The organism is Paenibacillus sp. FSL F4-0087 (assembly GCF_038020215.1).
Lineage (GTDB): Bacteria > Bacillota > Bacilli > Paenibacillales > Paenibacillaceae > Paenibacillus > Paenibacillus taichungensis.
This window is the reverse complement of the sequence record NZ_JBBODJ010000001.1, coordinates 5,439,320-5,465,059: the sequence shown is the minus strand read 5'-3', so window position 1 is coordinate 5,465,059 and position 25,740 is coordinate 5,439,320. Positions and strand designations below refer to the sequence as shown.

Here is a 25,740-nt window from a genome sequence, read left to right as displayed (position 1 = left end):
TCCTTTTTTTTATTTTATTGTAATTGAATTTGACGCTGGCCCATCAGGCATCACATTCTTCTTACAGCCTTAACATCCAATTAACCTATGCATCCTGCTTTTCCGCAGATAGCTTGCCGGTTATCTTATCTTGCAAAATAATACGAGCCTTCACCGTACTTCCGTCTTTTCGTTTAAAAGCTAATACTTGAGTACTTCCCTTTTCAATCAACGCTTTTAACATCGTACTGGTGATTTTCTTACCGACGTACTCTTTCCATATGACAAACCCGCAGCCTTCTTTGAAACGTGTACAGCCATAGCCTTTCTTGCCTTCAATGATCTGACCGGTGCAACCCGGTGATGGACAAGATGCCAGCGTTTCTCGAACGCCCGATTGACTGGAAGTCGAAGATCGAGTTTGTGCTATCGCGTTCGCGACACTGCCAGTTCTGGATGAAGCTCCTGACGTTTGACGTGAAGTCTTCGAACCCGCACTGGTACTTGAGCCCGTACCTGATGTCTTGGCAGAAGTTGTCCTGGTGCTGGTTTTCTGGGTTTTGGCTCCCTTGCCTTTACCCCGCCCCCCACGTGTATCTTCCCCAAAAGCATCCGCTGGTGCCGGTGCCTGCACACGTACTTTATCAATAATGGACATCGTAAATTTTTTGACGTTCTCCATAAACTTGTCCTGGCCCGCTTCACCTTTGGAAATTTGGTACAATCTTCTTTCCCATTGGCCCGTCATTTCAGGCGAGGTTAACAGATCTACGCCTGCCTTACGGATCAACTCAATGGCTGTCCGGCCCTTCAACGTCAGTTGCATCTTTTTACCCTGCATCGTAATGTAACCCACGTTTTTGAGTCGTTCGATCGTTGCCGCACGTGTCGCAGGTGTCCCTAGTCCACTGTCTTTCATTGCATCACGTAACTCTTCATTCTCGATCTGTTTCCCTGCACTCTCCATTGCTTTTAGCAACGTTCCCTCAGTATAACTCTTGGGAGGCTGTGTCGCCTTCTCCTTGAATTCACTCTTGGTACATTGAACAGGCAATTCAGGTTGAACAGCAAATGCCTTGTCTGTCCATTCCTCTGCTTCCTCTTCTTCGTTGCTGTTTTTCTTTGTCTTTTTCTTGCCTGTCTGCTCCTGATCTGAAGACCCCAATACCACCTTCCACCCCAGTGACAGCAGTTCTTTCACAGATGTCTTGAACTGGTGTTTCTCAACGTCAGTGAGCACGGTATGCTGCTTATACTCTGCTGGCGGATAGAAATGAGATAAGAAACGCCTTACGATCAGATCATAGATATTCTGTTCATCCTTGGATAACGTACCCGGTCGTTTCAATGTAGGCAGAATCGCATGGTGATCCTCAACTCTGGACGGGTTACATACACCCTTGTTACCTTTATGAACAAGTTCAGGTTTCGCTCCTTGCGCCAGTTCACTATAGGGTCCATTTTTAAGCAGATTCAGCGTTTTGTGCATACCTTCAATATTCTGTTCTGTAACATAGTTTGAATTGGTCCGTGGATAAGAAATCACTTTATGTTTCTCGTAAAGCGCTTGAGCAATATCCAACGTTTTCTTCGCTCCATATCCATACTTCGCATTTGCTTCACGTTGCAAAAGGGTCAGATCATACAACCGGTATGGATACTCCTTGGTCTGTTTTGCTTCGTACTTGGTAATCTGTCCCGTTTTCCCCTTCACACTAGTCGCAATCGATTCAGCAATGGCGGGGTCGGTCAGCTTGTCCCCTTGACGTAATCCCCTGTACTCCACTCCTTCTTGACGAAACCATGCGGCTACTTCATAAAAAGTCTGGGACTGGAACGCTTCAATCTCGATTTCCCGATCATAGATCAAGGCCAGTACCGGAGTCTGCACCCTGCCTACAGAGAGCAAGGCATTATGTCTTGTAGTGAAAGCCCGGGACGCATTCATGCCAATCAGCCAATCCGCTTCACTACGAGCCCTGGCAGCATGGGTCAAATTCTCAAATTCCGAGGCATCTTTCAAACCGTCAAAACCACGTTTAATACTCTCAGCGGTCAGGTCCGATATCCACAGACGTTTGACAGGCTGACGCAGCTTCAACTGTTGTTGAATTAAGGCAAAAATATACTGTCCCTCTCGCCCTGCATCACAAGCATTAACAATGGCCGATGCCCTTTTCGCAAGTTCTCCGATCATTTTCAGTTGATCTTTCGTTCTGGGGTTGGGTACGATCTTAAACTGATCCGGAATGATCGGCAGGTCGCCGATATTCCAGCGCTTGTACTTTGAATCATAGGCATCCGGTTCAGCAAGTCCCAATAGATGACCAATCGCCCAGGTGATAATGTAATGTTCACCTTCCAAATAATTGCGATTGTTCTTGGCTCTTGGTTCTATGACGGCGGCAATGGTTCGGCCCATGTCGGGCTTTTCCGCAATAACCAGTGTCTTCATCCGTCCATCTCTCCTCCTTCACCGTCCAGATGACGGCAAAAAGGGGCCTTCCGCCCACGGAAGCCCCTTGCTTCTGAAACTTATTATATCAGATTTTGGTTGCGGGAGCATCCTCCCCATTAGATTTACCCTGCTGCCTGTTCATTCAAAGCCTGCTTCGCTCTACACTCTTTGCATACGCCCTGAAAATCAAGCCGATGGTCTGTAACGGCAAAGCCGTATTGACGCTCGATTTGTTGTTCAAGACGAAGCAAACCATCCTCCATAATCTCTTCTACAGTGCCACACTCTGTGCAAATCAAATGATGGTGGTGATGTGAACCATCCGTACTTCGCAGGTCGAAGCGCGCAGCACCGTCCCCAAAGTTAATCTTTTCTACGACCTGCAGGTCACTAAGCAGTTCAAGCGTACGATATACGGTAGCCAAGCCAATCTCCGGGAATTGTTCCTTGACCAGCAGAAATACTTCCTCTGCGCTAAAATGATCCTTCTCATGTTCAAGTAACACACGTACCGTAACTTCTCTTTGTTGTGTCAGCTTATAACCTTTTGCAACCAACTGTTTTTTAATGTCATCAATCTGTTCTGAAATGGATTTGTCCCGGTTACTTGCCATAAAGATTGCACCTCCGGATATTATAATTTCACAATTTGTGTAGTTTTCAAGTAAGTGTCATTATGCTTCTTATTTATAATCATTATAATGTAATAATAAATCTTTATGAGATAAAAAGCAATGCTATACCTCACAGTTGTCTAAAATAATTGTAGCTGAACGACTCATGTAATCATAAAAACAACAAAAAACTCCCGCTAATTGCGAGAGTTTTGTTGAATCAATTATATATTTTATTCAATAATTGCAAATCCATATCCATATGCGGCTCATTAACTCGTTATACGAGAACTGTAGCACCCATCAAGTATTTGTCCACTTCACGGGCAGCTTCACGGCCTTCATTAATTGCCCATACAACCAGACTTTGACCACGACGCATGTCACCTGCTGCAAATACTTTATCCACATTGGTATTGTATTTACCGTAACGTGCCTTAACGTTGGTACGACGGTCTGTTGCAAGACCAAGTTGTTCCACCAAAGTCTGTTCCGGTCCGTCAAAACCGATAGCAATCATGGCCATTTGAGCTGGGAAGACACGCTCTGTACCCGGAATCGGCTGATAGATTTTACGTCCTGTCTCATCTACAATACGCTCGATTTGAACGGTGTGAAGTTCTTTGAGATTCCCTTCATCATCACCCACAAATTTGGTCGTCATGATGGAGAATTCACGCGGATCGTCACCGAACAATGCTTTCGCTTCTTCCTGTGCATAATCGAGAGTATATACGTTCGGGAATTGCGGCCAAGGGTTATTAATACGATCCCTTTCCATAGGAGCCTGAGTATGTGTACCAAATTGTGTAATGCTCCGACAACCATGACGAAGTGATGTAGCTACACAGTCGGAACCTGTATCCCCGCCACCGATGACGATAACATCCTTGTCCTGTGCTGACAGGTAATTACCATCCTCCAGATTGGAGTCCAAGTAACTTTTGATGCTGCCATTCAGGAAATCCATGGCGTAATGTACGCCTTTCAAGTCACTGCCTTCAATGTTGAACTCACGTGGTTTGGTTGCACCGCCGCACAAAACAACCGCATCATAATCATCCACCAGTTGCTGCGCAGCAATATCTTTACCGATCTCCGTGTTAGTTACAAATTGAATGCCTTCTGCTTCCAACAAATCAACACGACGCTGAACGACGTTTTTGTCCAATTTCATCGTAGGAATACCATACATCAGCAGTCCGCCAACACGGTCGGAGCGCTCGTATACCGTCACCGAGTGACCTGCTTTGTTCAACTGAGCTGCCGTAGCCAGGCCTGCAGGACCTGAACCTACAACTGCTACACGTTTACCCGTACGTTTCTCTGGAGGCTGAGGAACCACCCATCCTTCTTCAAAACCCTTTTCAATAATCGCTTCTTCAATCGTTTTGATGGTTACAGGTTCACCGATAAGTCCCACTGTACATGATCCTTCACAAGGAGCAGGACAGACACGACCTGTAAACTCAGGGAAATTATTCGTTTTGTGCAGACGATCAAGTGCTTCTCTCCACAAACCACGATACACCAGATTATTCCATTCTGGAATCAGGTTATGCACAGGACAGCCCGATGTTCCGCCAGTCATATCTATACCTGTATGGCAATACGGGGTACCACAATCCATGCATCGTGCACCTTGTGTTCTGAGCTCTTCTTCAGCCATATGTTTATGAAACTCTTCCCAATCCTTAACCCGCTCCGCTGGTTGGCGGTCCGCAGGCAGCTGCCGTTTGTATTCCATAAATCCAGTAGGTGTAGACATCTTACGTTTTCCCCCATCCGTTCTTGTCTTAATCCCTTCATCTGCATGGTTCTATATGAAATGGATTACTCATGTTTGAGTTTTTGTATATTGTATCACAAAATCTTCTCGAAGATATTTCAATTATAGTAGCATTTTGCATGCTGAATATTAAATGGATTATCCGAATAATTATTTGTATTTTATACATCATATCGTCCAAGTCTACCCATGGTCAATACCCTTAAAATGGTTATTTCTGAGGTCTGACTATACCAAACCAGGCGTTTAATTAATGAAAAAACGACAGCAACGTTATTTAAATGTAAGGTAATTTATCATTGAAAACAACATTTTTTATTGTTTTAGGCTACCAAATCCGAACAATAACTGATTTTAGGGCTTTACAACGTTGAAACCCTACAATTTTTATACTTTTTTACTAAAGAGAGATTAGAGGCTATGTATTACAATCATTTTCTTCGTTAATTAAATGTTATATTCATGTCATCTTTATGTGATTTCGTATTTATTTCATTTTATTTTTAAAAGAAAAGACGCTGTTCACGAATATTTCGTAAATCAGCGCCCTTATATTTCGTTTATAGCGTAAGTTTGGGCTCTTTTACTTCATCTTATGTCCCTCTTACCGTTTTCGTTCGTAGAACTCAAACGTATACGCATAAACATTTTTTTCATCTTGCTCGCCTTCGATCTGTTCTGTTAGCTCCCACTCCGACCAATCCACTTCCGGGAAAAAGGTATCCCCTTCAAAATTCTCATGGATTTTGGTTACCACCAGACGATCTGCGAGCGGCAAAAACTCACGATAGACCTGAGAACCGCCAATGACGCAAAGCTCTTCACCTTTTGTAACTTCCAGACCCTCTTCAATCGTATGCACCACTTCAGCCTGATTCGCTTGATAGTTAAGATCTCTGGTTACAACAATATTCCGACGTTGCGGAAGCGGCTTGCCTCCAAAGGACTCCCATGTATTGCGTCCCATAATAATCGTTTTGTTTAACGTACGTTGCTTGAAAAAGGCCATATCTTTAGGCAAACGCCACGGAATGGAATTATTCAATCCAATGACGCCATTCTCGCCCATCGCCCATACAAGTTCAATGCTCAAGATTACACACTCCTTCAATCCGCATCTGTTTAGAGGTTGTTGAAAATCACGTTCTTATACAGCAATCGGGGCTTTAATTCCCGGATGATGCTGATAGTTCTCAAACTCAAAATCATCAATCGTATAATCAAAAATAGAATTCGGCTTGCGCTTGATAACCAACTTAGGCAGCGCGAATGGCTCACGCTCCAATTGAGTTTTTACTTGTTCCACATGGTTTGAGTAGATGTGTACATCCCCACCGGACCAAATAAACTCCCCTATTTCAAGATCACACTGCTGGGCAATCATATGTGTCAGCAGCGCATAGCTGGCAATGTTAAATGGCAGCCCGAGGAACGTATCTACAGAACGCATGGTAAGCATACACGATAGTTTACCCTCAGCCACGTAGAACTGAAACGCGAAATGACAAGGAGGCAATTTCATGTTGTTAATCTCCGCCACATTCCAGGCACTAACGAGGTGACGCCGCGAATCCGGATTATTTTTGATCGAATCAATAACGGCTGCAATCTGATCGATCTTCTCTCCGTTAGGTGCTTCCCAGGTACGCCATTGTGATCCATACACCGGACCTAGGTCGCCATTCTCATCTGCCCAATCGTCCCAGATCTTCACGCCGTTTTCCTTGAGATAAGATATATTCGTATCCCCGCTCAAAAACCACAACAACTCATGAATGACTGATTTCAGATGGATTCGTTTGGTGGTTACCAGCGGAAACCCTTCGGATAGGTCATATCGAAGTTGTCTGCCAAATACCGATTGTGTTCCAGTGCCAGTGCGATCTCCCTTATGCACGCCTGTATCCAGAATATCCTGTAATAAATCGAGATAGTTTTTCAAATTATATTCCCCCCGCACTTTTATTCATACTAAACTAAAGAATATTTACACTTACCACTCCGATGACAGAACAACCTTCTGATCGCTGTTATCCCCAGATTTTTTTGATTTCCTTTTTCAAAAGTATAAAATCCGGTGATAAAGGCGAAACGTATGCTTCCGATGCAGCTTTCCTTCAAAAAGCTTTTAGCTCCGCTTCTACAGATTTTTTCTGTTCTCTACGTTCTCGTGTAAAAGGTTAGTTTAACTAACTTAAATACTAAATATATAGACCGTGATTGGCTTGGAGCCACATCATAACTGATCATTACTACAGTGTACCACAATTGAGTTGTTGGATAAAATCAATTCACTAAAACTTTTGAGTGTGTAACTTTTCATCATATCATATACGCTCGTATGTTGAATTTCTCCGCTTTTGCTCAGAAAAAAGAGACGAACAACGCGTTAACGTCATTCGTCTCTTCTGATTTACGTATAATGCCGGACGAATCCGAAGCTTAGACGATATTAGCGGGAAATGATGTGGATCGGGTGACCCATAACCAGTTCCGCAGCTTCCATCACGATTTCGCCCAAAGTAGGGTGAGCGTGAATAGTCAGCGCCAAATCTTCCAGAGTAGCACCCATTTCAATTGCGAGACCAAGCTCAGCAATCAGGTTGGAAGCTTCCAGACCTACGATTTGGCAACCCAACACGAGGCCGCTTTCTTCGTCAGCAACGATTTTCACGAAGCCTTCAGCGTGGTTCAAAGATACAGCACGGCCATTACCCGCATATGGGAATTTGCCAGCTTTTACTTTGTAGCCTTTTTCTTTAGCTTCTTTCTCAGTGTAACCTACGCTGGAGCACTCAGGATCTGTGAACACAACTGCAGGCATACATTTGTAGTCAACTACAGATGGTTGTCCTGCGATCGCTTCAGCAGCCACTTTACCTTCATAAGAAGCTTTGTGGGCAAGTGCCAGACCGGATACGATATCACCGATTGCAAAGATGTGAGGAATGCTAGTACGGCCTTGGTGATCAACTTTAACGAATCCACGCTCGTCAACGTCTACGCCAATCAGGTCCAGACCAAGCTCTCCGTCTGTATTTGGACGACGTCCTACAGTAACCAGCAGGTAATCTGCAGTTACTTCTTTGGATTCACCATTTACGGAATATTTAACAGTTACATCTTTATCCGTTTGCTCAGCACTTTCAGCTTTTGCACCCGTTACGATTTCGATGCCTGTTTTCTTCATGTTTTTAGCTACGAGGCTAGTCATGTCTTTATCGAAACCTGGCAGTACAGTATCCAAACCTTCGATGATTGTTACTTTAGCACCGAATTTAGAGTACATTTGGCCAAGCTCAGCACCGATATAACCGCCACCGATAACGATCATGCTTTTTGGAACTTCAGGCAAGTTCAGAGCTTCTGTAGAAGACAGAATGCGTCCGCCAAACGGGAAAGGTTTCAACTCGATTGGACGGGAACCTGTTGCAATGATTGCATTTTTAAATTTGTAACGTGGTGACTCGTGATCGTTGAATACACGAGCTTCGTTTTCGTTGATGAACATGCACTCACCGTTGAAAACTTCAACTTTGTTGCCTTTGAGCAAACCAGCTACGCCGCCAGTCATTTTCTTAACAACGCCGTTTTTGAATTCTTGAGTTTTGCTGAAGTCCACTTTTACGTTCTCAGCAGAGATACCAAAAGCTTCGCCATGCAATGCAGACTCATATTGGTGTGCAGCCGAGATCAGGGCTTTGGATGGAATACATCCGCGGTTCAAACAAACGCCGCCCAGTTCGGATTTGTCTACGATCAATACGCTTTGGCCCAGTTGAGCAGCACGGATGGCAGCCACATAGCCACCAGGACCCGCACCAATTACTAATGTGTCGATATTGAGAGAAGCGTCGCCTACTACCATATCTTACACCTCCATAACAAGCAGCTCAGGGTTAGCGAGCAGCTGTTTAATGTAGTTCATAAAGTTTTGTGCTGTTGCGCCATCGATGATACGGTGGTCGAAGCTCAGGGAAAGAGCCATTACAGGTGCTGCAACTACTTCGCCATTTTTGATAACGGCTTTTTCGCTGATGCGTCCAGTTCCGAGAATTGCAACTTCTGGGAAGTTGATGATTGGAGTAAAGAACATACCGCCAGCAGAACCAATGTTACTGATGGAGATTGTGCTTCCTCTCATTTCGTTCGCGCTCAATTTGCCATCGCGACCACGAGCTGCCAGATCACGAATGGAATCAGCGATCATCCAGATGGATTTACGATCAGCATCTTTGATAACAGGAACGATCAAGCCGTTGTCTGTATCTGTAGCGATACCGATGTTGTAGTATTTTTTGTATACAATTTCATTAGCTTCTTCATCGATCATAGCGTTCAATGCTGGGAACTCACGGGAAGCTGCAACCAGAGCTTTAACGATGAATGGCAGATAAGTTACTTTTGTACCTTTTTTCTCAGCGATAGGTTTCATGCGAGTACGGAAAGCAACCAGTTCAGTTACGTCCACTTCGTCCATGATTGTAACGTGAGGTGCTGTGTAAGCTGATTTAACCATCGCATTGGAGATCGCTTTACGGATACCTTTGAATGGCACGCGCTCTTCTTCCACACGTTGATCAGCTGCAGCTGCTGCTGGTGCTGCGGATTTTTTCTCTTCTTGAGCCGGAGCTTCGGAAGATGCCACTGCGGAAGAACCGCCACCGTTTTTGAAGGATTCAACATCTTCTTTAGTAACTTTACCATTGTTGCCAGTACCGTTAACTTGAGCGATGTCTACGCCTTGTTCGCGAGCAAATTTACGCACGCTTGGTGTTGCCAGAACGTCTTTGGCAGGTACTGCCGGAACGCTGTTGTTTCCGCCTTCTTTAGCTGCATCCGAGCTGGAAGCTGCTGCTGAAGAACCGCTTGTGTCAGCTCCGCCTTGAGCTGCATCTTTTTCTTGATCGTCTGCAGGAGCGTCGTCTTGCTCAGGAAGCTCGCCTTCAGCATCGATGATTGCAACAACTTCGCCAACGTGGCAAACTTGGCCATCTTTTGCGAATACTTCTGTTACTGTGCCGTTAACCGGACAAGGTACTTCAACGACCGCTTTGTCATTCTGTACTTCCATGATGATGTCGTCGTCAGTTACTTTGTCACCGACTTTGATGTGCATCTTGATGATTTCGCCTTCGTGAAGGCCTTCGCCCAGTTCAGGGAATTTGTATTCAAATTTAGCCAACTGAAAAACCTCCTTGATTATGTCTCAATCCTGAAAACAACCCTTAACTCCAAGAAACAACCGTTACTGCTAGTGCAATAAACTGTTACTCAAGGGGCTAATGGCTGTTTACAGTGCAGCTTGCGCTGCGGTGTGGATCACCATACTGCGCCTTGCGGCATGTCAGATGATTAAATTAGAAATTTACGACTTTGTTAACCGCAGCAACGATACGTGCTGGGTTAGGAAGCCATGTATCTTCGATTTGTGCAAATGGATATACAGTATCCGGACCAGCTACACGCAGAACCGGTGCTTCCAAGTGCAGGATTGCTTTTTCATTGATTTGGGCAATGACTTCAGCTGCAACACCTGCGCTCTTTTGAGCTTCCTGTACAACAATTGCACGGTTTGTTTTCTTAATGGAAGCAACGATAGTATCGATGTCGATTGGGCTAACCGTACGAAGGTCGATAACTTCAACTTTGATTCCTTGTTTTTCGAGTTCTTCTGCTGCTTTCACAGAAGTGTGAACCATCATACCGTAAGTAACGATAGTTACATCAGAACCTTCACGAACAACGTTCGCTTTACCCAGCTCAACTGTGTAATCTTCTTCAGGTACTTCTGCACGGAATGCATGGTACAAGTTCAAGTGCTCCATGAAGAATACAGGGTCGTTATCGCGAATAGAAGCGATCATCAGACCTTTTGCATCGTAAGGGTTAGAAGGTACTACCACTTTAATACCCGGAGTTTGCGTAAGCAAACCTTCGAGGGAATCTGTGTGCAATTCTGCCGCTTTTACACCGCCACCGAATGGTGTACGGAATACGATTGGAGAATTATATTTACCGCCGGAGCGGAAACGCATACGAGCTGCTTGAACTACCATTTGGTCAAGGGCTTCGAAGATAAAACCAACGAATTGGATCTCGGCAACCGGACGGAAACCTTGAACACCCAAACCTACAGCCAGACCGCCAATAGCGGACTCAGCAAGTGGAGTATCAAATACACGCTCTTCGCCAAACTCTTTTTGCAGACCTTCCGTTACACGGAAAACGCCGCCTACATTACCTACGTCTTCACCGAAAAGCAGAACGTTAGGATCACGTTTCAACTCAACGCGAAGCGCATCACGGATTGCTTCTTTCATGTTCATTTGTGCCATTTGCTTCATTTCCTCCTTAAACATTGACAGTTCACATTTGAATTCATACATGTATACCGGGACACGGGAACCCATCCCGGATGTTTATGCTTTATCGGAAAAAACTTATTGGAAATCAGCTTTTTGCTCTTCCAAGTGCTTAGGCGTTTGTTCGAACATGCTGTCGATCAAGCCTGAAATCGTCATTTTCTCGGTTTTTTCCGCTTTTTTGATCTCTTCGTTCACTTTTGCTTTTGCTTCTTCTTTCACACGTGCTGTATCTTCTTCAGTCCAAAGACCTTTTTTCTCCAGATATTTAGCAAAACGTGCGATTGGATCTTTAGCATTCCATTCAGCCTCTTCTTCTTTTGTACGATATTTGGAAGCATCGTCAGAAAGGGAGTGAGGACGGAAACGGTAAGTTACTGCTTCGATCAGAGTTGCGCCTTCACCGTTACGACCACGTTCAGCAGCTTCCTGAACCGCTTTGATAACTGCGAAGATGTCCATACCATCAATTTTAACACCTTTGATACCTGCTGCTACCGCTTTGTGAGCGATGGACAGAGCTGCCGTTTGTTTGGCAAAAGGAGTTGTAATGGCATAACCATTGTTTTGTACGAAGAAAATAACAGGCAATTTGTAAACACCAGCGTAGTTCAGACCTTCGTAGAAGTCACCTTCTGAAGAACCACCATCACCTGTATACGTGATTACAACTTGTTTTTGTTTCTTCAATTTGTATCCCATAGCAATACCCATTGCGTGCAGGATTTGTGCACCAATGATGATTTGCGGCATCAATACATTAACGCCATCTGGGATTTGTCCACCATGTTGGTGTCCACGGGAGTACAGGAACGCTTGATAAAGAGGAAGTCCATGCCACACGAGTTGCGGAATGTCACGATAGCCAGGACATACAAAGTCTTCTTTTTCAATTGCAAATTCACTACCAACCATTGTAGCTTCTTGACCAGATACTGGAGCATAGAAACCAAGACGACCTTGACGGCCCAGGTTTACTGCACGGTCATCCCAAGTACGGGTAAATACCATGCGGTACATAATTTCTTTTAATTGATCGTCGGAAAGTTTAGGCATCATGTCTTTGTTAACGATTTCGCCATCAGGAGACAGCACGGACAGAGCTTCTACATCCTCCGTATATACTTCATAAGGAACCTTGCTCATTTTTTTCTTCACCTCAACAAAAAATTTGAATATCAAGTTCCGCTGTTATAATATTATTATACACCTGTTTCACTGCATACGTCAAAGATATCCGTATTTTTTTTATGTTTCCTTCCGGATTGTATGTATAACAGGGGCTTAATATTGGTATAACAGCATAATACATGTTTGCGTATTTGACCTATCCCCGCACAAGGTTAATCTTACCGTATTGCGCGGTCGAATGCAAAAATTAACCGAGAAAGGTGACGTTTTATGACGGATTCCCGCTATTTGAAACGCACGATTGTGAAGGAAGAGATTGAGAGCCGCTATCTGGGAGAGAAGCGCACACTACGAATTTATCTTCCCCCAGGCTATAACGAATTGTTATCCTACCCTGTCGTTTATTGTCAGGATGGTGAAGAATTCTTCAACTTTGGACGTATCGCCACCACTGCCAACCGCATCATTCTCGACGAGGGAGCCGAACCTTTCATTATAGTAGGAGTTCAGGTTGATGTGTCTGTAAGAACTCAGGAATACGCCCCTTTCGGCGATCGGTTCAAGGCGTATACCTCATGCTTCGCTGAAGAGATTATTCCCTATGTAGAAGAGAAATATCCTGTTCGCCGCTCTCCGCAGGAACGTATTCTTGCCGGCGACTCACTGGGTGGCAGCGTTTCGCTTCATCTTGCTCTACTCTATCCAGACCTGTTTACCCGTGTCATCAGTATGTCTGGAGCTTACTACTCCGCATCCCAGGAAATTTACGCTGCAGCTGAAGACTTGTCCTGGTTATCAATCTGGATGATTGTTGGTCTGCAGGAGACTGCCTTTGAGGCAGATACCGGCACGTATAATTTTGTTCAATTAAACCGGGATACACGGGATTTGCTTGAAAAACGAGGTGCACTCGTCTCCTATCAGGAGAAAGACGGGCATCACCAATGGGGATTCTGGCAGAACGAGCTGCCGGAAGCACTGCTTTATTTTCTTCAAGAAAATTAATTGAATTATTGAACAGGCGGCTGAAATGCCGCTTTTGTTTTACAATTTTATGATAACGCTTACACCAACACTCAAAAAAGAAGCAGGTTCTCTCCTGCTTGTCCGTTCCAGCTTCTTCTCTTGTATCAAACTTGTCATTTCAAGCAAATGTAAAAATTGTTATGTCAATGAATGTTCCTTTTCAATCCGATCCAGCAACACGTCACAACCTGCATCAACCAGCCTGTACACTTCTTCAAAATTCCCTGTATAATACGGGTCGGGTACTTCACGGAGCGTCTCGTCCGGCAGCAGATCCATCATCTTGATAATTTCCGCATCTTCACCACCTGTTACACTTCTTACGTTAGCTGCGTTGGAATCATCCATGCATATAATGTAATTAAAATGTGTGAAGTCCGCACTCGCAAATTGCCTTGCCGCCATATTGGCATAAGAAATTTGATATGAATCCAGCAATGATCGAGTCCCCTCATGAGGTGGTTTGCCAACATGCCAGTCTCCTGTACCTGCTGAGTCCACTGAAATCTGCTGATCAAGTCCTCTTTCACTCACTTTATGTCGGAGGACAGCCTCAGCCATTGGTGAGCGGCATATGTTACCCAAACATACAAACAAAACGTTAATCATGTTATTCCCCCTTACTCAAGGTGCGGTTAAGTGGCGTTGGTGCTATCTGAGGTTTCACACTCTCCGTCTGTACCAGAGAACGACGTGGCAGCTTCCATTTATAATGAACAGAACACATCCGGAAGAACACAACTGCAGCGAAACATATTAACAGTCCAACGTTCGTTGTGAACCATCCCATACCTATGGCAAAACCAGCTGTTATTGCCCACACCGCATAAATTTCATCGCGCAGTACCAATGGCTTCCTGCCTGCCAGTAGATCACGAATGATTCCTCCGCCTATACCGGTCATTACTGCGGCTACAATAACCGCACTAATGGGATGTCCCATATTGGCCGCGTACAATGCCCCTTGAATCGCAAATGCTGCAAGTCCAATCGCATCGAACAGCGCTTCTGTCCGCTTCCAGTGACCAATCCACTTAAGAGGTAGTACAAATGCAATCGCTACAGATATTAGGGCGAGCATAATCAGCATTCCCTGGCTCCATAACATCGTTACGGGTACACCAATGAGAACATTACGAATGACTCCGCCTCCAAATGCGGTTACGAGTCCCAGTACCAGTACGCCCAAAATATCATATTCCTCTTCCATCGCCACAAAAGCTCCGGACATTGCAAATGCAATGGTACCTATAATGCTGAATACTTCAAAAATGTGCAAGTCCAACCTGTTCAAACCTCACTTTTCAAGTCATCTCCATGTCGCTCTACCCATTGTATCCGCGCATGCCGAAATTGTGCAACCACATTTTGTGGATTATACTGGTTTTGTGAATGATTTTTGCATCATTCTAACACCTTAATTAGAAGTGAATTGTTTGTTTATTGATTAGGAAGGATGAAATAGAATGACTAAGAAACGAATTGTTATTTTCACAGGCGGAAACCTCTCTCCTCAATTTCTACAAGAAATCGGTAAGGATGACATCATTATCGCAGCCGATCGTGGGGCGTTATTCTTAATAGAAAACGGAATTCAGCCACATATCGCAGTAGGAGATTTCGATTCTATTACCGAGCAGGAACTGGAGCGTGTGCGAGATAACAGTGAACGGATAATCACCTGCGATCCTGTGCTTAAGGATTTGACGGATACCGAAATGGCATTTGAAACAGCACTCGATCTTGAGCCTACGGACATTCTTATGTTGGGCGCAACGGGCACACGCATGGATCATACGCTGGCTAACGTACATATTATGGTCCGTGCTATGCAGCATCATATTTCCTGTACTCTGCAGGATGAACACAATTATATGATGCTAACGACCTCCGAAGCTTTTGTGGAAGACCGTGGATATGAGTACATCTCCCTGCTCCCACTTACTAATGAAGTAACAGGTATTACACTGGAAGGTTTCATGTACCCGCTAGATCAAGCTACTATACGCATGGGACAGTCTTTGGGGATTAGCAACAAACTGCTTGGAAAGTCTGGCACCGTATCAATCGATAGTGGGTTATTACTCATTATTCAGAGCAAAGATTAACCTTCTGCCTATACTTATTACGTTTTTGTAACCAATGATTTAGATTAAAAATAAGCAAATAAAACAGCAAAGACCCTTGATATATCAAGGGTCTTTCTTATGTTTGTAGCATTTGAGGTTCGTCAATGATTAATTTTTTGACATTTTTAATGGTATTTTAATAAACAAACCCAAAACGTTGCGGCCCTAGGGAGGAGAAGGTTCCATCCAATTTCTAGGCTGTTACAAAGCTGTTATACTCGCTCTAGCAACTAAACGAAAACGAATTTTGGAGGTACTCACATGAAAACAAACATCTTTGTCCAAAAGGCCGTAACCGTCGGGTTGTGCGCTACACTAGGTTTTGGAGCTGTATTAATGACTAATGCACCTGTTGCACAGGCAGCAAGCGCTTCTGTATCCACAGGACAACAAATCGTGAACTATGGTAAAACCTTTACAGGAACTCCATATAAATTTGGTGCGTCAACTTCTACTACCAAAAATTTTGACTGCTCTTCATTTATGAAATACATCTTTAAAAAGTATGGTGTTGATTTGCCGCGTACATCCGTTAAGCAATCCAAAGAAGGCGTAGCTGTGTCCAAAGCAAATCTGCGAGTTGGAGATCTGGTCTTCTTCTCCAGCGGTAGTCGCTCCACAGGCTCCAATATTACTCACGTAGGCGTATATGCAGGCGACGGAAAAGTTCTGCACACGTACGGATCACCAGGTGTAACTCTCTCCGACTTGAACTCGGGGAACTGGAAGAAAACATATATTAAAGCTCGCCGCGTACTGTAGCTCATATTTTAGAAATAACGAAGCGAGTGGGGCCGGATCTAATGATCCGGTCCTTTTATATTTACCCAATGAAGTTCTCTGTACAAACAGGATTTATGTGGAAAACAGACTCTACAGTTCGTTGAGACGACCTCTTTTATTGGGTATGCAGCATATAACCCACTCCACGAACGGTATGAATTAATTTGACACTCCTCCCCTTATCCACCTTCACTCGTAAATGTTTGATATACACATCCACCACATTGGTATCCATTGCAAAATCATACCCCCATACTTCCCTTAAAATAATGCTCCGGGGACACGCCTCATTCACATGACGGGCCAAAAATTCCAGCAATTCGTATTCTTTCGGAGTCAATACCAGGTATTCGCCTGCACGACTTACACGGCGTGAACGCAGATTGACCTTGAGGTCATGAACTACAATGACTTCTTCATCTTCCTGTGAAACATGTGAGAATACACGTAAAAGATTCCGTATTCTGGCCATCATCACATTGCCGTGAATAGGTGCTTCCATCACATCATTAGCGCCGTAATCGAGCAATTCCACAATTAATTCAGGTGATATCTTGGGAGTTATTACAAGCAACGGAGATGTGACTCCTATGTGCACAAATGACTCTAGTCCATTTTTCAGGGCATCTTCATGACATCCTTCATTTATTAATATGATCATATTGAGTTTCGTGAGTGTTGGTTCAGAAAGACGGTTCAGATCTGTCCATTCCATTTGCTCGACCTGGTACCCTTCAGCACACAATATGCCTTGAATAAAAGAAACCAGATCGCCCCTGCCAACCAGTAATATGGATGTTTTCATTTTTTTCACCCGGCCTGTCTTATACGCTGCTACATTTGCTGGTTAAGACTACACTTAGTCTCCACATACATACTTGTGACCACTGTGCATCGCAGCATTGTTGTATGTTTATCATGCCGTAAAATGAAAAAGTCCATTCCCGGAAGGAACGGACTCGGAACAATCATTTGATTTTTTTCTAACCAAAGTACCGGTGAACCAGCGTACGCGCCTCTGCCGTGTCTTTTGTTCCATGAACTAGGACGCGACCATCCTGAAAAATGACCATCCTGTGCGCTCCCGTTGTAAATGAAACCAAAAACGGATTAGCCTCCACGTTGCCTTCATCCAGCTTGCCGAGACGATCAGCCGTATTCTGTAAATCCAGATTCATCCGCCGTGAAGGGCGAATCTGAACCGTATCCCTGCCACATAATACGTCTGTTTTCTCCAGATTTGAGGCAGAGAGGTACGGAAAGTTAGCCTTTACTCCGCAGGAAGGACAATCTTCTTTTCGGGCACCGTCGACGTTAATGGATATGTATTCATTTCTCCACACATCGAATGATAACAACTTGCGTCTCAATGCACCTGAATTACCACTGAGAAGCTTCATCGCTTCGGTAGTCTGATTAGCCGTAACCATCTGCACCGCCTGAGGGATAATGCCTGACGTATCACAGGTATCCCCACCTAACGGAACCTCACCCAACAAACAGTTTAAACAAGGCGTTTCTCCAGGCAGAAACGTGTAGGTAATTCCATAACTCCCCACACATCCCCCATAAATCCAGGGAATACGATACTTCTGTGACATATCATTTATTAATAGCCGGGTATCAAAATTATCTGTTGCATCCATGATCAAGTCTGCGTTTTGAACCAATTCCTCCAGTTCATCTACTCTGACGTCCATCACTTTGCCTACAACCTCAACAGTAGAATTAATGTCAGATAGACGATTCTTTGCTGCCATCGCTTTGGGCATTCGATGAATCGCGTCTTGCTCTATATATAATTGCTGTCGCTGTAGGTTGCTCCACTCCACATAGTCACGATCTGCAATGGTAATATGGCCAATTCCTGAACGTACCAGTGTTTCAGCAATGCCCGTACCAAGCGCGCCCGCTCCAACAATTAATACTTTACTGTTATTCAATCTATGCTGACCTTCCTTACCAATAGGTGCATACCGTTCCTGTCTGGAATAGCGGTCTCCCTGTTCAGAAGATTGTGTCTGATTAGTCATGTATGAACCATTCCTTCCGCCGGACTACTCGCTGCTGCATAGCGCTTAACGGGAATCATGCCTGCCTCATAAGCCAGTCTGCCTGCTTCAACCCCCATTCGCATTGCCTTCGCCATCTTCACGGGATCTCCGGATCCGGAGACAGCCGTATTTAACAATACACCGTCAGCTCCAAGCTCCATCGCATGAGCAGCATCTTTAGGTGCACGAAGTCCTGCATCCACAATAACAGGAACGACGGCTTGTTCAATAATAATCTCCAGGTTATAGGGATTAATAATCCCTCTCCCCGCCCCTATGGGTGAAGCTCCAGGCATAACAGCATGTACGCCGAGTAGCTGCAATCGCTTGGCCAGAATAACATCGTCCGAGATATAAGGCAGTACCGTAAAGCCCTTTTCAAGCAAGATTTCGCAAGCTTTATAGGTTTCAATTGGGTCAGGAAGCAAAGTGATTCCATCGCCGATAACTTCTACTTTTATCATATCACAAAGTCCTGACGCTCGAGCAAGTTCAGCGATTCGCACAGCTTCCTCTGCTGTTGAAGCACCGGCTGTATTGGGAAGCAGGGTATACCTTTTCAAATCCAGTGTGTCCAGAAAGTGCTGTTTGTTGCGATCTTCCAGATTCAATCGCCGAACTGCAAACGTTAAAACTTCCGTACCTGAGGCCTCAACCGCCTTGCCCTGCACCTCCAAGTCTGAAAATTTGCCTGTACCTAGCAGCAATCTAGATTCAAACGTATAATTTCCAATCCTCAACATAGCTCAACCGCCTCCCACAAAATGTACAATTTCAATTCGGTCTCCGTCTCTTAACGCTGTCGTTTCATGATATTCCCGCGTTAAAATTTGACGATTCAATTCAACCACGACGGTTTTCACTTGCAAATTAAATGAATGGAGCAATTTGTCTACACGATTCAAGCTATCTTCAATATACATGGTTTGTCCGTTGACAATGATGTTCACTGCAACATCTCCTTTCTGTTCAAACGTTCTGGACTAAGAGCTTGAATCCCAAGTTCTTCCGAGGTTTTGCCACAAATCAAGTCAGCCATGAGGCTGGCTGTAATTGCACTAAGCAATATTCCGTTACGATAATGTCCAAAAGCAGCGAATAAACCCGGAACACTTTCACAAGCCCCTACATACGGCAATCCATCCGGAGTCGAGGGACGAACACCAGCCCACGCTCGGATAAAATGCGCTTCCTTCATGCCAGGAACCCAATTTGTCGCAGCTGTAAGCAACTTCTGAATACCTTGGACCGAAACTTTCATGTCTGTTCTTCCTGGAAGGCTTGTTGCACCGAGCCATACTTCTCCATTGGCTTTGGGAACAATATATATATCCTCTGCATACACCGTTTTGTCAGGTCTGTAACCGACATGATGGGGTGAAAACTGCACCGCTGCAATCTCCCCTTTCACAGGCAAAACAGGCGATTTCAGACCCACTTGTCTCATCAATTCTTCACCATGTAACCCTGTAGCAATAATGACATTTCTCGATGTCATCGTTCCTATTGAAGTCTCAACCCCTTGCACACCGTTCATATCCGTATACAAACGGACATCCTGTACACCTTCCATCACCCTCGCACCCATGGCTTGAGCTGATCTGATATAAGCTTGTGTTAGATTGACGGGAAGAACCTCGCTCTCGGAAGGTCTGTAATATGCACCATACGTATCCCTGTTTAACCATGAAGCTTCCTGTTGGACAGCGACTCGATCCCACCAAATATGTTCTGTAGATAAGGTAGACGATCGATTATTTTTGTAACTGCTGACCTCACTGTATGAACGAAAAGGAGTAATAAAACCATGCTGTTGCAGCCCCATCTCCACTCCGCTAAGCGAACTGATTCGTTCCTTCTGCTCATGAAGCAAAGCTCTGCTCTTCTGTGCAAGCTTCGCCATTACAGCATGAGTGAATTCCTCACTGTCAGCAGCTAGCATCCCGGCAGCTGCACAGGAAGTTCCTCCAGCAATCCGCGCCCGCTCAACCAGAAGAACATCATGACCTCGGCTAGCAAGTTCACATGCAATGGCACAACCGATAACTCCTCCGCCTACAATAATGGTTTCTGCATGAAGCTTGCCTCGAACTTCCGCTCCAACTTTACTTCCCGATACTATTCCTGGATGATAGCCTGAACGATTCCTGCTTCGACTTCTTGCTTCCTCTCTCATGGTCTCATCTCCCTGGTTCAACATACCTCTCTGAATCCTCGATCGCCTGTCGCAATGAAGCCGCGGCCAGTTTCGGCTCATCGTTCGACCAAATCGTTGAAATCACAGCTGCTCCTCTGGCACCAGCAGTTCGAATGGCAGCAATTTTCTCAGGACTAATCCCGCCAATCGCGATCACCGGAATTGAAACATTGGAGCATACCTCAGCCAACGAACTAAGCCCTCTTGATTCGCAATTAGGTTTACTATTTGAAGCATAGACGTGCCCATAAAAAAGATAATCCGCTCCACGTTCTTCAGCAATTTTTGCTTCTTCCAGAGAATGAACCGATATGCCTACGCGGAGCCGATCGTCTCTCTTTAACTCATCCTTATCGTAACTGCGAATAACTGATTGACCCCAATGCACACCACCAAGCGACGTATGTTGGTACAGCTGATCTGAGCCATTTATAATGATTCGGCTAGATGGAACACCTTCTGTTTTTAGACTTTTCGCCCAATACATCTGTTGCTCAAGAGGAAGCTTTTTTTCCCGAATGTGGATATAATCGACCCACCGCCATATATCCTTAGCAATATTCAGAAAAGAGTCCATGTCTCCTGTATCTGGTGAAACCACATGCAGTTCGAATGATCTTGTAGTTACATGTTCGTGGAAGATTGCCGTCCCGTTCGCCCTCCTTTTGCATGATTTAAGCTAATACAAAACAAAAAAAGCCACTCCCGTAGGGAGTGGCCACGAATTTAGAATTCATGGATCAACTGAATGACTGTTCAATGCAATTACTTTATACATAACGCATAACAACTATAGAAATCATCCATAGTCGCAACGCTGTTACATAGAGTTGCATGATTTATCTTGCAGGCAATATCGCAAAGTCATCGATAAAGCTCTTTGTCATTAGTTGAAACGCGCCACTTCCCTACGCTGGTATGATCCAGATCAGGTACGAAGGGTCCGGAATCGCATTCTTCCATCTCAGCCGCATCGTGCGGCCCCCCTAGTGTTCATATGAAGCTGTAGCCTATGTTACCATAGACACCTTTTTTTGTCACCGTACATTTCCATTTATTACGTTATTGTTTTTCGGACCAAGCTTCAACATCCCACGTTTTGGTAACCCAACCTTCATAAAAATCAGGTTCATGGGATACGAGCAGTACGGTACCCTTGAATTCTTGCAAGGCACGTTTCAACTCTGCTTTAGCCGTTACATCCAAATGGTTTGTAGGCTCATCGAACAAAATCCAGTTACTTTCACGCATCAGAAGTTTACAGAGACGAACTTTGGCTTGTTCACCACCACTAAGCGCGTTAAGCGGGCGGGTGATATGCTCATTTTTCAATCCACAACGTGCGAGATGCCCCCGGACTTCATTCTGTGTCAGATGAGAAAATTCGTTCCACACATCTTCGATTGGAGTAATATTACCTGCACGTACTTCCTGTTCGAAATAGGCTGTTTCCAGATAATCACCCAAGAAAGTCTTACCGCTGATAGGTGGGATTTTCCCCAGAATAGTCTTGAGCAATGTGGATTTACCTACACCGTTACATCCAACAATGGCAATTTTCTCGCCACGCTCAATCGTCATCGTCATTTTAGGCAATAATGCATATGAATATCCAATTTCAAAATCAATACCCTCAAAGACGGTTTTACTACTCGCCCGGGCATCCTTGAATTTGAATGTGGGTTTAGCTGCTTCGTCTGGACGATCAATCCGTTCAATCTTGCCGAGCTGCTTCTCACGGCTCTTGGCACGACCGGAAGTAGAAGCGCGGGCTTTGTTCCGCTGAATGAAATCTTCCTGCTTCTTGATAAACTCCTGCTGTTTCTCATAAGCATCAATATGCTGCGCCTTATTCATGTCGGCCATTTCAAGGAATTTGTTATAGTTCGCTGCATAACGCGTCAACTTGGCAAATTCCAGATGATAAATAACATTAACGACCTCATTCATAAACTCCGTATCATGCGAAATCAGAATAAACGCATACGGGTAATCCTTCAGGTAACGCGTCAGCCATTCGATGTGTTCCACATCAAGATAGTTCGTCGGCTCATCTAGCAGAAGTGCAGTTGGTTTCTCCAGTAAGAGCTTGGCAAGCAATACCTTCGTACGTTGACCACCACTAAGCGCGGCCACGTCACGATCCAGCCCAATGGCGGACAAGCCCAGTCCATTTGCCATCTCTTCCACTTTCACATCAATCAGATAAAAATCACCTTGCTCCAATTGCTCCTGAATGTCACCCATTTCTTCCAGCAACAATTCGAGCTTGTCCGGATCGGCGTCTGCCATCTGATCCGTGATGGACATCATTTCCTTTTCCAACTCAAGCAAGGGCAGGAACGCATCCTTAAGCACATCACGAATCGTTTTTCCAGGCGTGAGCTTGGTATGCTGATCCAGATATCCATAACGAACTTTGGGGGTCCATTCAACCTTCCCTTCGTCCTTTAACAATTTCCCGGTAAGGATGTTCATCAGTGTGGACTTGCCTACACCATTTGCACCAACAAGGCCAACACGCTCTCCAGCAAGTAAACGAAAAGATACATTTTTAAATAACGTGCGGTCTCCAAAATTGTGACTCACGTTCTCTACTGACAATAAACTCATAAGATGAGGTTGCTCCTATCTATTGGACATTACTATCGTTCCGAAACCCTATTTTAGCACAGGTGTCGCCTTTTCTGAAAGTAATGTAAACATCTCACGCAACCTCGCTTTTATATTACAAACAAACTGCCTTTATTTTATGGAACAGTTATACTCAAAATAACCTTGCGCTGCCGCTTGTTTAGCATTTGTAAACACTTCTTCTGCTCTGTAGCCATTGTTACATGTGGAAGGATAGTAGTATTTAATTCCACTCACCGGATCCACTCCGCCAACGATCGCTGTTTTCTTCACCAGTCTGCCACCACCAATGGCATAATTGTTAATCTTTTGGTTACCTACAGGTATTCCCTGAATAAAAGCCATAAGCCCCGTGTCATTAATCGAATTGTACCAGTCTTCCTGAGAAATCAAAGGCATGGTAAAGGTATAGGAAACACCATTCCTTCTTGCAAACTCATTATGCCGGTTAATAACATCTGCCAAATCTTCCTGCACACTTGTCACGATACGACTTCGTCTGATCTGCTCAAACGTCTCGGCATTTTGAAGCAGAGGGATTTGTGTACTGGAGGCGAGTTCTTTCTGGAAACCTTCAACCCACATGCCCAAGCCTGCATCATAGGCATACACATACCCATCAAGTGTGAAGTTAATACTGTTACCATTTGAATCAGAATATGTATAGGGCTTTTTTGGACTCCAAACTTGCCGGATTGAATCTTCAAGATCACCAGTCATCTCATTTTCATTCGCCAAAATGTAGTAACCATCATAATCCAGCACGACCATTGCTGGAATGTAATTAAACATGGCCCGTATAGCAGCAGGATCATCCTGGATCCCCATATTTAGCGCCATTGTTTGGGTAAATGTAGTCAAGGCAAGCTCTTTATCCGCTTTTACAAATTTGGTCGAATCATACCCTGCTTCGTCATTTTGCTTCTCATTTTGATGCATCACGGCCCCTGCATCCAGTACAGCAGTCTGAAGTGCCATCTTATATCGATTGCTTAAATATTGAGCCTCCTGGGCATTGTCTGTATTGTGAGAAATAACCCAGAATATAGGTAAAAAGATAAGTACAAACACAATAGAAAGATCAGTAATCTTCATTAAGCACCATACCCCCATATGTGGTAAACACAGCTGCAGCTTGCGCAGACCCGTTTAACCACTCACGAATCAGCATGGCAGGTGTGCGATTGGTGTTTTTGACGGTTACTGTGAAGAAGTCCCCCATTGCCAGTGTATATCTGCGCCCAGGATCGTCTAAAGCCAGCACACCAGACGAAGGAAACAGCTTTGCTTTAATCTGGGCTGAATAATAGCCATCCTGCACGGTTTCATAAGTACCAGAAAATGTGCTCTGATCCATCGGATCTGAGTAATGAGGAACATATTTTTTGTGCAAATGTTCCATGGAAATCTCATAGGCATTCCCCGTTCGGGCCATCTGTTCTTCGAACTCTGCATACATGGCAGGGGAAATGTATCCCTTTGTTCTGACTGCATCAACAAAACGGGTAACCGTCTGAACAACGGTCATGCGTGCCATATCATCCTGTCGATCTGCAGTCTCTGCTGCCGGGTATACATAAAGCAAAATCGCTGCCAGCAAAACAGCAAGCAACTTGGATGCAGCATTAATCAAGGTGTACTGGCCTCCTTCCAAAATGCAATTTTCAGCAGTTCGCCAGTTTCACTTCTTATGAACTCAGGTCTATACGAAGCTGCAAGTTGCACAGGTATGGTTCCTCTTCTGTTTACAAGGGGATCAATGACATATGCAATCCCGTCCACCTGCACGCTGACCGTTGTCCCTGTCATTTGCCTCACAGTGTGTAACACTTCCGCACCGCTATAACGGATTGGCTCGCTTATACGTAGCGTGGTATTCAGCCGTCCTTCCATGTCTGTTGTCGTCTGCACCAAGTGATTCAAAGCGTCTGATAGAACCCGAACATTCTGCTGCCCGTACAGGCAGGCTGTCACAAATAGGACAACCGCCGTACAGAACAACATGAGCTGCTGTGTATTCTGGGACATGTTGAACCAACTCCTGTCAGGATTGCTGGAAAATAAGTCCTCTTACCACATTGGATTTGTCTTTTACGATAATTGCTTTGAATTTACCACTTGGATTGACATATTGATTGTCTTTTTCACTCATGGTCTGGTTGATAACACCCACTTTCTCGTCAGGTTTAATAACAGAACCATAATCTGCATTATTGAGATCCTGGGAGATGTTCAACTGATTACCGTACCATTGTCCTCCTTTATTTTTACCTGTAATAACTTGAATCCCGAACTGGTCTTTGTCCGCATATTTACGCAACGCGTTTGTAACTTGTGATCCGCTAATGGTAGTTCCGTCATACACCGTAAATGCAGCTTGGGACAGCTCGGTCTGGATATCTGCAAAATTGTTCTGTGCCGTTTTGGTCGCCTCCTGAGCCGAAATAAACAACAAAACTACAATTGTAATAAGGGCAATGGTCAGAAAGATGCCTGCTGCCACCTTTAAAGCGCTTGATGCATTGTTCATGATAAATCCTCCTATATCGTTTTTAATTTATTTCAGACTGTGACGTAATGG

At 44.5% G+C, this 25,740-nt stretch carries 25 protein-coding genes and 1 riboswitch; of the genes, 3 read left to right on the top strand and 22 right to left on the bottom strand.

Going from position 1 to position 25,740, the window contains the following annotated elements; translation table 11 throughout:
• Positions 1-85 precede the first annotated feature (85 nt).
• From MHB84_RS25175 to pdhA, 9 genes are all read right to left on the bottom strand, one after another.
• Positions 86-2,434 carry a type IA DNA topoisomerase gene (locus MHB84_RS25175; protein WP_076289130.1) on the bottom strand — a complete coding sequence of 783 codons (2,349 nt, stop codon included), beginning with the start codon at positions 2,432-2,434 and terminating at the stop codon, positions 86-88.
• 125 nt (positions 2,435-2,559) lie between these two features.
• Complete coding sequence (fur, locus tag MHB84_RS25170; RefSeq protein WP_024633997.1) at positions 2,560-3,027, bottom strand: ferric iron uptake transcriptional regulator; 468 nt, start codon at positions 3,025-3,027, stop codon at positions 2,560-2,562.
• 304 nt (positions 3,028-3,331) lie between these two features.
• Complete coding sequence (locus MHB84_RS25165) at positions 3,332-4,819, bottom strand: glutamate synthase subunit beta (protein ID WP_024633996.1); 1,488 nt, start codon at positions 4,817-4,819, stop codon at positions 3,332-3,334.
• 625 nt (positions 4,820-5,444) lie between these two features.
• On the bottom strand, positions 5,445-5,933 hold the full coding sequence (locus MHB84_RS25160) for a dihydrofolate reductase (protein ID WP_076289129.1): 489 nt from the start codon (positions 5,931-5,933) through the stop codon (positions 5,445-5,447).
• Positions 5,934-5,987: 54 nt separating this feature from the next.
• On the bottom strand, positions 5,988-6,782 hold the full coding sequence (thyA, locus tag MHB84_RS25155; RefSeq protein ID WP_076289128.1) for a thymidylate synthase: 795 nt from the start codon (positions 6,780-6,782) through the stop codon (positions 5,988-5,990).
• Positions 6,783-7,292: 510 nt separating this feature from the next.
• On the bottom strand, positions 7,293-8,708 hold the full coding sequence (lpdA, locus tag MHB84_RS25150; RefSeq protein WP_024630356.1) for a dihydrolipoyl dehydrogenase: 1,416 nt from the start codon (positions 8,706-8,708) through the stop codon (positions 7,293-7,295).
• A 3-nt stretch (positions 8,709-8,711) separates the two neighbouring features.
• Complete coding sequence (locus tag MHB84_RS25145) at positions 8,712-10,025, bottom strand: dihydrolipoamide acetyltransferase family protein (protein WP_072733282.1); 1,314 nt, start codon at positions 10,023-10,025, stop codon at positions 8,712-8,714.
• A gap of 175 nt (positions 10,026-10,200) precedes the next feature.
• Complete coding sequence (locus tag MHB84_RS25140; RefSeq protein ID WP_072733283.1) at positions 10,201-11,178, bottom strand: alpha-ketoacid dehydrogenase subunit beta; 978 nt, start codon at positions 11,176-11,178, stop codon at positions 10,201-10,203.
• 105 nt (positions 11,179-11,283) lie between these two features.
• The gene (pdhA, locus tag MHB84_RS25135; protein WP_053780908.1) at positions 11,284-12,351 is read right to left on the bottom strand and encodes a pyruvate dehydrogenase (acetyl-transferring) E1 component subunit alpha; all 1,068 of its coding nucleotides are present in this window, start codon (positions 12,349-12,351) and stop codon (positions 11,284-11,286) included.
• Positions 12,352-12,606: 255 nt separating this feature from the next.
• On the opposite strand from pdhA, the gene MHB84_RS25130 reads away from it, so the two are divergent.
• A complete protein-coding gene (locus MHB84_RS25130) occupies positions 12,607-13,341 on the top strand; it encodes an alpha/beta hydrolase (protein WP_076289127.1) in 735 nt (244 codons plus the stop codon).
• A gap of 159 nt (positions 13,342-13,500) precedes the next feature.
• Here MHB84_RS25130 and MHB84_RS25125 read toward each other — a convergent pair whose 3' ends face one another.
• Together MHB84_RS25125 and MHB84_RS25120 are read right to left on the bottom strand one after the other, a co-directional pair.
• A complete protein-coding gene (locus tag MHB84_RS25125) occupies positions 13,501-13,971 on the bottom strand; it encodes a low molecular weight protein-tyrosine-phosphatase (protein ID WP_076289126.1) in 471 nt (156 codons plus the stop codon).
• Between the two features lies 1 nt (position 13,972).
• Positions 13,973-14,641, bottom strand: a complete 669-nt coding sequence (locus MHB84_RS25120) for a trimeric intracellular cation channel family protein (protein ID WP_076289350.1) — start codon at positions 14,639-14,641, stop codon at positions 13,973-13,975.
• Positions 14,642-14,828: 187 nt separating this feature from the next.
• On the opposite strand from MHB84_RS25120, the gene MHB84_RS25115 reads away from it, so the two are divergent.
• Together MHB84_RS25115 and MHB84_RS25110 are read left to right on the top strand one after the other, a co-directional pair.
• Positions 14,829-15,470: a thiamine diphosphokinase gene (locus MHB84_RS25115; RefSeq protein WP_076289125.1), complete on the top strand. Its 642-nt coding sequence runs from the start codon at positions 14,829-14,831 to the stop codon at positions 15,468-15,470.
• Positions 15,471-15,752: 282 nt separating this feature from the next.
• A complete protein-coding gene (locus MHB84_RS25110) occupies positions 15,753-16,253 on the top strand; it encodes a C40 family peptidase (protein WP_076289124.1) in 501 nt (166 codons plus the stop codon).
• 136 nt (positions 16,254-16,389) lie between these two features.
• Here the strand turns inward: MHB84_RS25110 and MHB84_RS25105 are convergent, their stop codons facing one another.
• From MHB84_RS25105 to MHB84_RS25055, 11 genes are all read right to left on the bottom strand, one after another.
• A complete protein-coding gene (locus MHB84_RS25105; RefSeq protein WP_076289123.1) occupies positions 16,390-17,079 on the bottom strand; it encodes a winged helix-turn-helix domain-containing protein in 690 nt (229 codons plus the stop codon).
• 178 nt (positions 17,080-17,257) lie between these two features.
• Positions 17,258-18,307, bottom strand: coding sequence for a ThiF family adenylyltransferase (locus tag MHB84_RS25100; protein ID WP_076289122.1), 1,050 nt, complete (start codon positions 18,305-18,307; stop codon positions 17,258-17,260).
• A complete protein-coding gene (locus MHB84_RS25095) occupies positions 18,304-19,071 on the bottom strand; it encodes a thiazole synthase (RefSeq protein ID WP_076289121.1) in 768 nt (255 codons plus the stop codon). Before MHB84_RS25095 ends, MHB84_RS25100 begins: the two co-directional genes overlap by 4 nt.
• 3 nt (positions 19,072-19,074) lie before the next feature.
• Positions 19,075-19,278, bottom strand: coding sequence for a sulfur carrier protein ThiS (thiS, locus tag MHB84_RS25090; RefSeq protein WP_076289120.1), 204 nt, complete (start codon positions 19,276-19,278; stop codon positions 19,075-19,077).
• Complete coding sequence (gene thiO / locus MHB84_RS25085) at positions 19,275-20,504, bottom strand: glycine oxidase ThiO (protein WP_179087159.1); 1,230 nt, start codon at positions 20,502-20,504, stop codon at positions 19,275-19,277. The genes thiS and thiO overlap by 4 nt, the downstream gene beginning before the upstream one ends.
• Before the next feature lie 4 nt (positions 20,505-20,508).
• Positions 20,509-21,102 carry a thiamine phosphate synthase gene (locus MHB84_RS25080; RefSeq protein WP_083678891.1) on the bottom strand — a complete coding sequence of 198 codons (594 nt, stop codon included), beginning with the start codon at positions 21,100-21,102 and terminating at the stop codon, positions 20,509-20,511.
• A 311-nt stretch (positions 21,103-21,413) separates the two neighbouring features.
• A riboswitch (TPP riboswitch) is annotated at positions 21,414-21,523 on the bottom strand.
• Positions 21,524-21,587: 64 nt separating this feature from the next.
• Positions 21,588-23,138 carry an ABC-F family ATP-binding cassette domain-containing protein gene (locus MHB84_RS25075; protein WP_076289118.1) on the bottom strand — a complete coding sequence of 517 codons (1,551 nt, stop codon included), beginning with the start codon at positions 23,136-23,138 and terminating at the stop codon, positions 21,588-21,590.
• 132 nt (positions 23,139-23,270) lie between these two features.
• On the bottom strand, positions 23,271-24,254 hold the full coding sequence (locus MHB84_RS25070; protein WP_076289117.1) for a hypothetical protein: 984 nt from the start codon (positions 24,252-24,254) through the stop codon (positions 23,271-23,273).
• Positions 24,241-24,792 (bottom strand): hypothetical protein, encoded by a 552-nt coding sequence (locus tag MHB84_RS25065; protein ID WP_076289116.1) that lies wholly within the window; start codon positions 24,790-24,792, stop codon positions 24,241-24,243. The genes MHB84_RS25070 and MHB84_RS25065 overlap by 14 nt, the downstream gene beginning before the upstream one ends.
• Positions 24,789-25,187: a hypothetical protein gene (locus tag MHB84_RS25060; RefSeq protein WP_076289115.1), complete on the bottom strand. Its 399-nt coding sequence runs from the start codon at positions 25,185-25,187 to the stop codon at positions 24,789-24,791. Before MHB84_RS25060 ends, MHB84_RS25065 begins: the two co-directional genes overlap by 4 nt.
• A 16-nt stretch (positions 25,188-25,203) precedes the next feature.
• Positions 25,204-25,689: an ABC transporter permease gene (locus MHB84_RS25055; RefSeq protein WP_076289114.1), complete on the bottom strand. Its 486-nt coding sequence runs from the start codon at positions 25,687-25,689 to the stop codon at positions 25,204-25,206.
• Positions 25,690-25,740: the final 51 nt, after the last annotated feature.

What these genes read in the sequence shown, in the direction of transcription:
- lpdA (WP_024630356.1), bottom strand. Translation starts at nt 8,708, where the DNA reads ATGGTAGTAGGCGACGCTTCTCTCAATATCGACACATTAGTAATTGGT.
- MHB84_RS25060 (WP_076289115.1), bottom strand. Translation starts at nt 25,187, where the DNA reads ATGTCCCAGAATACACAGCAGCTCATGTTGTTCTGTACGGCGGTTGTC.
- MHB84_RS25140 (WP_072733283.1), bottom strand. Translation starts at nt 11,178, where the DNA reads ATGGCACAAATGAACATGAAAGAAGCAATCCGTGATGCGCTTCGCGTT.
- MHB84_RS25175 (WP_076289130.1), bottom strand. Translation starts at nt 2,434, where the DNA reads ATGAAGACACTGGTTATTGCGGAAAAGCCCGACATGGGCCGAACCATT.
- pdhA (WP_053780908.1), bottom strand. Translation starts at nt 12,351, where the DNA reads ATGAGCAAGGTTCCTTATGAAGTATATACGGAGGATGTAGAAGCTCTG.
- MHB84_RS25115 (WP_076289125.1), top strand. Translation starts at nt 14,829, where the DNA reads ATGACTAAGAAACGAATTGTTATTTTCACAGGCGGAAACCTCTCTCCT.
- MHB84_RS25130 (WP_076289127.1), top strand. Translation starts at nt 12,607, where the DNA reads ATGACGGATTCCCGCTATTTGAAACGCACGATTGTGAAGGAAGAGATT.
- MHB84_RS25165 (WP_024633996.1), bottom strand. Translation starts at nt 4,819, where the DNA reads ATGTCTACACCTACTGGATTTATGGAATACAAACGGCAGCTGCCTGCG.
- MHB84_RS25125 (WP_076289126.1), bottom strand. Translation starts at nt 13,971, where the DNA reads ATGATTAACGTTTTGTTTGTATGTTTGGGTAACATATGCCGCTCACCA.
- MHB84_RS25110 (WP_076289124.1), top strand. Translation starts at nt 15,753, where the DNA reads ATGAAAACAAACATCTTTGTCCAAAAGGCCGTAACCGTCGGGTTGTGC.
- thiO (WP_179087159.1), bottom strand. Translation starts at nt 20,504, where the DNA reads ATGAGAGAGGAAGCAAGAAGTCGAAGCAGGAATCGTTCAGGCTATCAT.
- MHB84_RS25070 (WP_076289117.1), bottom strand. Translation starts at nt 24,254, where the DNA reads ATGAAGATTACTGATCTTTCTATTGTGTTTGTACTTATCTTTTTACCT.
- MHB84_RS25105 (WP_076289123.1), bottom strand. Translation starts at nt 17,079, where the DNA reads ATGAAAACATCCATATTACTGGTTGGCAGGGGCGATCTGGTTTCTTTT.
- MHB84_RS25075 (WP_076289118.1), bottom strand. Translation starts at nt 23,138, where the DNA reads ATGAGTTTATTGTCAGTAGAGAACGTGAGTCACAATTTTGGAGACCGC.
- MHB84_RS25055 (WP_076289114.1), bottom strand. Translation starts at nt 25,689, where the DNA reads ATGAACAATGCATCAAGCGCTTTAAAGGTGGCAGCAGGCATCTTTCTG.
- MHB84_RS25080 (WP_083678891.1), bottom strand. Translation starts at nt 21,102, where the DNA reads ATGGACTCTTTTCTGAATATTGCTAAGGATATATGGCGGTGGGTCGAT.
- MHB84_RS25100 (WP_076289122.1), bottom strand. Translation starts at nt 18,307, where the DNA reads ATGACTAATCAGACACAATCTTCTGAACAGGGAGACCGCTATTCCAGA.
- MHB84_RS25095 (WP_076289121.1), bottom strand. Translation starts at nt 19,071, where the DNA reads ATGTTGAGGATTGGAAATTATACGTTTGAATCTAGATTGCTGCTAGGT.